The organism is Kitasatospora sp. NPDC001660 (assembly GCF_053596725.1).
In genome coordinates this window covers 44,889-54,716 of sequence record NZ_JBSFGU010000046.1, presented here as the reverse complement: position 1 = coordinate 54,716, position 9,828 = coordinate 44,889, and the positions used below count along the sequence as shown (strand labels likewise).

Annotated in this window: 4 protein-coding genes; 2 read left to right on the top strand and 2 right to left on the bottom strand. The window is 75.7% G+C overall.

Translation table 11 applies throughout. From position 1 onward, the window contains the following. Both ACWCXH_RS32460 and ACWCXH_RS32455 read left to right on the top strand, forming a co-directional pair. Positions 1–6,648 (top strand): SDR family NAD(P)-dependent oxidoreductase (locus ACWCXH_RS32460; protein ID WP_449805079.1); only part of this gene is annotated, 6,648 nt, incomplete at its 5' end. 218 nt (positions 6,649–6,866) lie between these two features. Continuing rightward, on the top strand, positions 6,867–7,730 hold the full coding sequence (locus ACWCXH_RS32455) for a N5-glutamine methyltransferase family protein (RefSeq protein WP_449805078.1): 864 nt from the start codon (positions 6,867–6,869) through the stop codon (positions 7,728–7,730). Between the two features lie 186 nt (positions 7,731–7,916). Here the strand turns inward: ACWCXH_RS32455 and ACWCXH_RS32450 are convergent, their stop codons facing one another. Together ACWCXH_RS32450 and ACWCXH_RS32445 are read right to left on the bottom strand one after the other, a co-directional pair. Continuing rightward, the gene (locus ACWCXH_RS32450) at positions 7,917–8,765 is read right to left on the bottom strand and encodes an ABC transporter permease (RefSeq protein ID WP_449805077.1); all 849 of its coding nucleotides are present in this window, start codon (positions 8,763–8,765) and stop codon (positions 7,917–7,919) included. Beyond that, positions 8,762–9,769 carry an ATP-binding cassette domain-containing protein gene (locus tag ACWCXH_RS32445; protein ID WP_449805076.1) on the bottom strand — a complete coding sequence of 336 codons (1,008 nt, stop codon included), beginning with the start codon at positions 9,767–9,769 and terminating at the stop codon, positions 8,762–8,764. The genes ACWCXH_RS32450 and ACWCXH_RS32445 overlap by 4 nt, the downstream gene beginning before the upstream one ends. Positions 9,770–9,828 lie beyond the last annotated feature (59 nt).

Sequence of the window (9,828 nt, the reverse complement as noted above, 5' to 3'; positions counted from 1 at the left end):
GAGCTGGTCCGGGGCTGGCTGGCGGAGGAGCGTTTCGCCGCGTCGCGTCTGGTGTTCGTGACGCGCGGCGTGGTGGCGGGCGAGGACCTGTCGGGCGCGGCGGTGTGGGGTCTGGTGCGGTCGGCGATGTCGGAGGAGCCGGGTCGGTTCGGCCTGGTGGACCTGGCGGGGGAGGAGGAGTTGCCGTCCGCCGTCCTGGGTCTGGACGAGCCGCAGCTGTTGGTGCGGGACGGGGAGATCCTCGCGGCCCGGCTTGCCCGGGCGGAGGTGGCGGCCGACACGGTGGCGTGGCCGAGCGAGGGCATGGTCCTGATCACCGGGGGCACGGGCGGTCTCGGTCGTCTGGTCGCCCGGCACCTCGCGGCGGAGCACGGTGTGCGCAGCCTGCTGCTGGTCAGCCGTCGTGGGGCGGATGCCGAGGGCGTGGACGCGTTGCTCGCCGAGCTGGCGGGACTCGGCGCGGAGGCCGTTGTCGAGGCCTGTGACGTGGCCGAGGAGGCCGCCGTCGCCGAACTGTTCAGGCGCCACGAGATTCGCGCGGTCGTCCACACGGCGGGCGTGCTCGACGACGGCGTGATCGGCTCGCTGACCCCCGAACGTGTCAGCGCCGTCCTTCGTCCGAAGGCGGACGCGGCCAGGAACCTCCACGAGGCCACCGAGGGCCTCGACCTGGACGCCTTCGTCCTGTTCTCCTCCGTCGCCGGCACGTTCGGCGCCGCGGGTCAGGCCGCCTACGCGGCGGGCAATGCCTACCTGGACGCGCTGGCGCTCCACCGCCGCTCGCTCGGCCTGCCCGCCGTCTCGCTGGCCTGGGGCCCGTGGTCGGACGTGGCCGGCATGACCGGCACCCTCACCGACGCCGAACGCGAGCGGATGACCCGCGCGGGCGTGCCGCCGCTCGATCCGCAGCACGGGCTGGCGCTGTTCGACGCGGTCGCCACCGGCGTCGAGCCGGTCGTCCTGCCCGTCCGGCTCGACCTGCCCGCCCTCCGGGACCGGGGCGACGTCCCCGCCCTGCTGCGCGGCCTCGTCCGGACCCCGGTGCGCCGGTCGGCCACGGACCCCGCCGCGGTCGACCTGACCAGGCGGCTGTCCGGCCTGGGCGCGGACGAGCGGCGTGCGGCCGTCCTGGACCTGGTGCGCGACCGGATCGCCCTCGTGCTGGGCCACGAGGGCCGGTCGACGGTGGACCCGTCGCGGGCCTTCCAGGACCTCGGCTTCGACTCACTGACGGCGGTCGAACTGCGCAACCGGCTGCGGACCGTGACCGGCCTCCAGCTTCCGGCCACCGTCGTGTTCGACTACCCGACCGCCGACGCGCTCACCGGCTTCCTGCTGGAGGGTCTGTTCGGCGCCTCGGAGACGGCGGAACTCCCGGCGGCCCTGCCCGTACCGTCCGACGACCCGATCGTGCTCGTCGGGATGGCCTGTCGCTACCCCGGCGGCGTGGCATCGCCGGAGGACCTGTGGCGCCTGGTGGCCGACGGCGTGGACGCGGTGTCGGAGTTCCCGGCCGATCGCGGCTGGGACGTCGAGACGCTGTACCACCCGGACCCGGACCACAGCGGCACGTCCTACACCCGGACGGGCGGGTTCCTGCGGGAGGCGGCGGCGTTCGACGCGGCGTTCTTCGGGATGAGCCCGCGCGAGGCGCTCGCGACGGACGCGCAACAGCGCCTGCTGCTGGAGACGTCGTGGGAGGCGTTCGAGCGGGCCGGCATCGACCCGGTGTCCCTCCGGGGCAGCCGGACCGGCGTGTTCGCGGGCGTGATGTACGCGGACTACGCGAACCTGCTCGGCGGCGGTGAGTTCGAGGGCCACCAGGGCAGCGGCAGCGCCGGGAGCGTGGCCTCCGGCCGGGTGTCCTACACCCTCGGTCTGGAGGGCCCGGCGGTGACGGTCGACACGGCCTGCTCCTCCTCCCTCGTCGCGATGCACCTCGCCGCCCAGGCCCTGCGCAGCGGCGAGTGCACGCTGGCCCTGGCGGGCGGTGTGACGGTGATGTCCACCCCGGCGACGTTCGTCGAGTTCTCCCGGCAGCGCGGTCTCGCCGCGGACGGCCGCAGCAAGGCCTTCGCCGAGGCGGCGGACGGCGTCGGCTGGGGCGAGGGCGTCGGCATGGTCGTGCTGGAGCGGCTGTCGGACGCTCGGCGCAACGGGCACCGCGTCCTCGCGGTCCTGCGCGGTAGCGCCGTCAACCAGGACGGTGCGTCGAACGGTCTGACGGCGCCGAACGGTCCGTCGCAGCAGCGGGTGATCCGGCAGGCCCTGGCGAGTGCCGGGCTTTCGACGGCCGACGTGGACGCCGTCGAGGCGCATGGTACGGGTACCACGCTGGGTGACCCGATCGAGGCGCAGGCGCTGCTCGCGACGTACGGTCAGGACCGCGAACTGCCTCTGCTCCTCGGGTCGATCAAGTCGAACATCGGGCACGCCCAGGCGGCGGCCGGGGTGGCCGGCGTGATCAAGATGGTGCTCGCGATGCAGCACGGGATGCTCCCGCAGTCCCTGCACATCGACCAGCCCTCCTCCCACGTCGACTGGACGGCCGGAGCTGTGGAGCTGCTCACCGAGCGCACCGAGTGGCCGGCCACGGACCATCCGCGCCGGGCGGGCGTGTCGTCCTTCGGGATCAGCGGCACCAACGCGCACGTGATCCTGGAGCTGCCCGAGTCGGCGGAGGCGGAGACGGAGACGGAGACCGGGGCCGCGCCCGGCCTGGTGCCGTGGGTGGTGTCCGCGAAGTCCGAGGCGGCGCTGGACGCGCAGCTCGCGCGGCTCACGGACGCCGACGAACTCCCCTCCGCCGACGTGGCGTTCACCCTGGCCGGACGGTCGGGCCTGCCGCACCGTACGGTGCTCGTGGACGGGGTGGAGGTGGCCCGAGGGGTTGCGGCGGAGGGAAGGACCGCGTTCCTCTTCTCCGGCCAGGGCTCGCAACGGCTTGGTATGGGACGGGAGTTGTACGCACGCTTCCCGGTGTTCGCGGAGGCGTTCGACGCGGTGTGCGCGGCGCTGGACATGCCTGTGCGCGAGGTGGTGTGGGGCTCGGACGAGGAGCTGCTGAACCGGACGGAGTGCGCCCAGGCGGGCCTGTTCGCCGTCGAGGTGGCGCTCTACCGTCTCGTCGAATCCCTCAGCGTGCGGCCGGAGTTCGTGGCCGGCCACTCGATCGGCGAGGTCGCGGCCGCGCACGTCGCCGGGGTGTTCAGCCTGTCCGACGCCTGCGCGCTGGTCGCCGCCCGTGGCCGCCTGATGCAGGCGCTCCCGTCAGGCGGTGCGATGCTCGCGGTGCAGGCGACGGAGGACGAAGTCCTCCCGCTGCTGGGTGACTTCGTGTCGATCGCCGCCGTCAACGGCCCGTCTTCCGTCGTCGTCTCCGGCACCGAAGCGGCCGTCGAAGCGATTCACCAGCACTTCGCCGACCGCCGGGCCGCCCGCCTGCGCGTGTCCCACGCGTTCCACTCGCCGCTGATGGACCCGATGCTGGAGGACTTCCGCGCGGTCCTCAACGGGCTGAAGTACCACGCGCCTTCGATTCCGGTGATCTCCAACCTGACCGGCGGACTGGCCGAAGGCCTCCAGGCGCCCGAGTACTGGGTGCGCCACGTGCGCGAGGCCGTCCGCTTCGCCGACGGCGTCCGCACCCTCCACGAGGCCGGCGTCACCCGCTTCCTCGAACTCGGCCCCGACGCCGTCCTCACCGCCCTCACCGCGAGCGCGCTGCCCGAGGACGGCACCGTGGCCGCGCCGGCGCTCCGCAAGGACCGTCCCGAGGAGACGACGCTCCTGCGGGCCCTCGCGAGCCTGCACGTCCACGGCGCGAAGGTCGACTGGCGGGCCCTGCTCGCCGGGGCGGGCCGGCACCTGCCCGAGCTCCCGACCTACCCGTTCGAGCACCGGGACTACTGGCCGACCGGCCTGCCCGCCGGCCGGGGCGCCGAGTCCGCCGGGCTCAGGAACGCCGAACACCCGCTGCTCACCGGCTCGCTGGAGCTGGCCGACAGCGACGGCCTCCTGTTCACCGGCCGCCTGTCGGCGCGGTCCCACCCGTGGGCGGCGGACCACGTGGTCATGGGCTCGGTGCTGGTGCCGGGCACGGCGCTGGTCGAGCTGGCGGTGCGCGCGGGCGACGAGGTCGGCTGCGACGTCGTCGAGGAGCTGACGCTCGCGGCGCCGCTGGTCCTCCCGGGGGCGGGCGCCGTGCAGCTCCAGGTCGCCGTCGGGGCGCCGGACGACGCGGGCCGCCGGCCCGTGACCGTGCACTCCCGGCCCGCGGCCGGGGGGCTGCACCCGTGGACCCTGCACGCGAGCGGCACGCTGGGCACGGGCGCGGCGCCGGCGGCGTTCGACGCCCCCGTGTGGCCGCCGGTCGACGCCGAGCAGGTGGACCTGACCGGTCTCTACGACGGCCTGGCGGAGGCCGGGTTCGGATACGGCCCGGCGTTCCAGGGCCTCCGCGCGGTCTGGCGCCGCGGGGAGGAACTCTTCGCGGACGTCTCCCTGCCCGAGGGCGTCGAGGGCGGCGCCTACGGCCTGCACCCGGCCCTGTTCGACGCCTGCCTCCACACGCTCGCCGTGGGCGGCGGGCTCGGGGAAGGCGGTGCCGGGGTGCCGTTCGCGTGGGAGGACGTCGCGTTGCACGCCTCGGGGGCCTCCGCGCTGCGGGTCCGGCTGGCGCCGTCGGCGTCCGGCGGGCTGGCGCTGGCCGCGGCCGACGCCGAAGGCCGGCCGGTGGCGTCGGTGGGCTCGCTCACCGTCCGGCCGATCGCCGCCGAACAGCTCGGCGCCGCCGCCCGTCCGGCCGGCCACGACGCGCTGTTCCGCCTCGACTGGGTGCCGGTGCAGGTGCCGGCCGACGTGGAGGCGGCGTTCGTCGCCGTCGCGCCGAACGCGCAGGCGCTGGCCGAGCTGGCCGGGCGACCCGGTGTCCCGTCGGTGGTGCTCACCGAACTCCCGTCCGGCGGCGCCGAGTCGGTGCACACCCGGCTGGCAGCCGTCCTGGACGTGGTCCGGACGTGGCTCGCGCACGACGGGTTCGCCGCCTCGCGCCTGGTGTTCGTCACGCGGGGTGCGGTGTCCGGCGCCGACCTCGGCGGCGCCGCGGCCTGGGGCCTGGTGCGCTCGGCGGCCTCGGAGGAGCCGGGCCGGTTCGGCCTGCTCGACCTCGCCACCGCCGAGACGGAGCTCCGGCCCGGGGCCCTCACTGTCGACGAGCCGCAACTGCTCATCCGCGACGGAGAGTTGTTCGCTGCCCGCCTCGTACGGGAGGAGCCCGCGACCGAGGCGCCGAGCTGGCCCGCCGAGGGCGCGGTGCTGATCACCGGCGGCACCGGCGGCCTGGGCCGCCTGGTGGCCCGGCACCTCGTGGCCGAGCACGGCGTGCGCAGCCTTGTCCTGGTCAGCCGCAGCGGCGCCGCCGCCGACGGCGTGGCCGAGTTGGTCGCCGAACTGGCCGGGCTCGGCGCCGAGACGGCCGTCGAGGCCTGCGACGTGGCTGACGGGGCCGCCGTCACCGGGCTGTTCGCCCGCCACGACGTCCGCGCGGTGGTGCACACCGCGGGCGTCCTGGACGACGGGACGATCGGCTCGCTCACGCCCGAGCGGGTCGGCGCCGTCCTGCGCCCGAAGGCGGACGCGGCGTGGAACCTCCACCGGGCCGCCGAGGGCCTCGACCTCACCGCCTTCGTCCTGTTCTCCTCGGCGGCCGGCACGCTCGGCAACCCGGGCCAGGCGAACTACGCGGCCGCCAACGCCTTCCTGGACGCGCTCGCCCGCCACCGCCGCTCCCTCGGCCTGCCCGCCGTCTCGCTGGCGTGGGGCCCGTGGACCGGCACCGGCGGCATGACCGGCACCCTCACCGAAGCCGAGGCCGAGCGCCTGGCCCGCGCCGGGATGCCGCCGCTCACGCCGGAGCTGGGGCTCGCGCTGTTCGACGCGACCACGGCCGGCGCCGAGCCTGCCGTCCTGCCGCTGCGACTGGACCCGGTGGCCCTGCGGCAGCGCGGGGAGATCCCGCCGCTCCTGCGCGGCCTGGTGCGCGTGCCGGTGCGGCGCGGTTCGGCCGCCGGCGCGGACGGCGGGGCGGGTGGCGGCGCCGAGTTCGTGCGGCGGCTGTCCGAGCTGCCGGGGACCGAGCGGCGCGAGGCGCTGCTGGAGGCGGTCCGCCGGCAGGTGGCCGCGGTCCTCGGCCACACCGAGGCGTCCGGGGTCGACCCGCAGCGGGCCTTCCAGGACCTCGGGCTGGACTCGCTGACGGCGGTCGAACTGCGCAACCGCCTGGGCGCGCTGGTGGGCCTGCGACTGCCGGCCACGCTGGTCTTCGACCACCCGACGGTGGCGGACCTGGCGGACCACCTGTTCGAGCGGCTCGGCCTGGAGCCCGAGCCCACCGCGGGCCCGGCCGCGCTGCTGGCCGAACTCGACCGGCTGGAGCAGGCGTTCGGGACGAGCGAGGTGGACGGTTCGGACGAGGAACTGTTCGAGCAGGTGGCCGCCCGCCTGGAGGTGCTGCGCTCGAAGTGGCTCGCCGCCCGGAGCGCCGCTGGCGCCGACGGCCCCTCGGGCTCCGGGGCCTTCGACTTCGAGTCGGCCTCGGACGACGAGATGTTCGACCTCCTGGACAACGAACTGGGCCTGACCGACTGACAGTGATGATGTTCGTGGTGACGCTGCGGGCGGGTTTTCGTCCCCGCCGGGCGCTGACGGCGCTCGCCCGCTCCTGCGCCGCCTTGCCGACCACGGGCACCGGAGCGTTGAACCATCCTTCCGGACACCAGTTTTGGACGCGCACCTAGTCGTCCCGGCCGCACAGTTGGCGGCAGCGTGCGGCCGAGGGCGCCGCACCGCGGGCCGGGAGGCGACGGATGGGAACGACGATGCTCGGGGACCTGCTCGACGAGGCGGTGCTGATACTCCAGGGCACGGCGCAATCGGCTGCACGGCAGGAGGCGGAGGAGCTGGCCGCGCGTGTGCTCGGTGTGGACGTGGCCGGGCTGGACCCGCAACGGGCGCTCGACGCCAGAGCGGTACGTCGGCTGCGGGACCTGGTGGGCAGAAGAGCCGACGGCGTACCGCTCGGGCACCTCACCGGGCGGGCCGTGTTCGGCGGCCTCGACCTCCTCGTCGGGCCGGGCGTGTTCGTGCCGCGGGTGCACAGCGAGCTCGTGCTGGCGGCCGGCCTGGCGGCCGTCGCGGAGACGGAGACGCCGACCGTGGTCGACCTCTGCGCCGGCTCGGGCGCGATCGGGCTGGCCCTCGCGCACGTGCGGCCTGACGCCCGGGTGCACGCGGTCGAGTTCGACCCCGTCGCCGCGGACTTCGCCCGCCGCAACGCGGCCCGCCGCGCCGCCCTCGGGGACACCGGGGTGACCGTCCACGAGGGCGCGGCGGACCGGGCGGGCGCACTCACCGGGCTGGCGGCCGGGACCGACCTGGTGCTCGCGAACCCGCCGTTCATGCCGGACGCGGCCGACGTGCCGGACGAGTTCGGCCGCTACCAGCCCCGCCAAGCCGTGTTCGGCGGCGCCGACGGCCTGCGGGTCGTGCGGCAGGTGGTGGAGGCGGCGGCCGGGCTGCTGAGGCCGGGCGGCACGCTGGTGGTCGAGCACGGCCACCTGCACGGCGCGACGGTGCCGGCACTGCTACGGGAGTCCGGCCGGTTCACGGACGTGTCCTGCCGCCCGGACCACGACGGCTGGCCGCTCTACTCCTCGGCGGTGGCGAGGTGAGCGTCCGGTCCGTCGTCCGGCACGCGCCGACCTGCCGTCCCGTCACGATCATGACGGAGCGGCCCTGCCTTCGGGTGCGCGGGCGGTAAGGGCTGAGGACGGAGGCCGGAGCGCGTGGTGCGCAGGACGTCGGATCGGCCGACTTCCTGCGCACGGCTGTGTTGGACGGTGTCTCGTCGGCGCGGCTCAGCGCGGCGCCAGTGGCCGCCGGAAGCCGGTCACCGCGAGCCATGCGCCGACGCCGGCCACCGCCGCGCCGAGCAGTAGTGCGGGCACGGCGGTGCCCGTTCCGGGCAGGCCGAGGGCGAGGGCGCGGGTGGAGTCGATCGCGTACGTGAGCGGGTTGACGCGGGCGACGGCGGCGAGCCAGTCGGGCAGGTCGGCGGTCGGGACGTAGGCGCTGGAGGCGAACATCAGCGGGAGCACGGCGATGATCGCGAGGTTCTGGATCGGCTCGGCCCGGCGCAGCCAGGCCGCCGCCGCGATGAACAGCCAGCCGAGCGCCCAGCTCATGAACAGCGTCAGCCCGATGGAGGCCACGACGGCGCCGGCCCCGCCCCTGGGGTGGTAACCGAGCGCGAGGGTGCCGAGCAGCAGGATGATCACGGCCTGGACGGCCGCGCGCACCAGTGTGGTCAGGCTGCGGGCGACGAGCAGCGAGCTCGGCGCGACGGGCAGGCAGCGCAGGCGCGCGACGATGCCGTTCTGCAGGTCCTCGACGAGGCCGACCCCGGACTGGACGGCGGACTGCACGGCGTTGTCGACGAGGACGGCGGGCAGGACGAAGTCCAGGTACGTGACGTCCGGCGGGAAGTGCGGCGGGAGCCCCATCCGGCTGAACACCTGGGACAGCACCACGAGCGTGATGACGGGCTGGAGCAGGCCGAAGAGCAGCACCGCGGGGTCGGTCACGAGCGCGCGCAGCGACCGCCCGGTGAGGATGCGGACCTGGGTGAGCCGTGAACTGCCTCGCCAGGCGGGCGCGGTGGGCGTCGGCGTGCGGGGCGGTCGGCCGGTGTCGAGCGTGGTGGTCACCGAGCGGGTCCTTCCGGGCGGTCGGGGCGGTGGGCCAGGGCGAGGTAGACGTCGTCCAGGCCGGGCTCGCCGAAGGTGAGCTCCGCGGCCTCGATCCCGACCCCGTCGAGCGCCCGGACGACGGCGGCGATGTCGCGGGTGGCCTCGATGGGGACGACGAGGGCGGCGCCCTCGCGGCCGGTGACGGGGGCGAGCCCGGCGCGGCGCAGCGCGTCGGCGGCGCGCGCGGATTCGTCCCGGGCGGGGTCGTCGGCGCCGTCGAGGACGACGGTGACGGTGCGCCGGCCGACCCGGGCCTTGAGCTCGGCGGGGGTGCCGTGGGCGACGACGGCGCCGCCGGAGAGCACCGTGATGGCGTCGGCGAGCCGGTCGGCCTCGTCGAGGTACTGGGTGGTGAGCAGGACGGTGGTGCCCTCGGCGACGAGGCCTTCGACGATCTGCCAGAGCCCGAGCCGGCTGACCGGGTCGAGGCCGGTGGTGGGTTCGTCGAGGAACACGACCTCGGGCCGGCCGACCAGGCTCGCGGCGAGGTCGAGGCGGCGGCGCAGGCCGCCGGAGTAGGTCCTGGCGGGCCGGTCGGCCACGTGTCCGAGGTCGAACAGGTCGAGGAGCTCGTCGGCGCGGGTCCGGGCGGCGCGGCGGCCGGCGCCGAGCAGCCCGGCGAGCAGGAGGAGGTTGTCGCTCCCGCTGAGCCGCCCGTCGACGGTGGCGTACTGGCCGGTGAGGCCGATCCGGCGGCGGACCTCGGCGGGGCGGCGCCGGACGTCGAAGCCGGCGACGCTGGCCCGGCCGTCGGTGGGCGCGAGGGCGGTGGTGAGGACGCCGACGAGGGTGGTCTTGCCGGCGCCGTTGTGGCCGAGCAGGGCGAGCACGCTGCCCCGGGGGACGGCGAGGCTGACCGAGTCGAGCGCGCGGACGGTGCCGAAGGTCATGCCGACGTCGACCGCCTCGATCACGAGGTCGTCGGCCGCGGCGGGCGGGGGCGGGGCGGTGCGGGCGGGCATGGTCGGGTCTCCGTACGGGGATTCGGCGAGCGTCGCGGGGTTCGGCGAGCGTCGAAGGG

Coding starts and splice junctions, on each gene's coding strand:
- ACWCXH_RS32455 (WP_449805078.1), top strand. CDS start 6,867: ATGGGAACGACGATGCTCGGGGACCTGCTCGACGAGGCGGTGCTGATA.
- ACWCXH_RS32445 (WP_449805076.1), bottom strand. CDS start 9,769: ATGCCCGCCCGCACCGCCCCGCCCCCGCCCGCCGCGGCCGACGACCTC.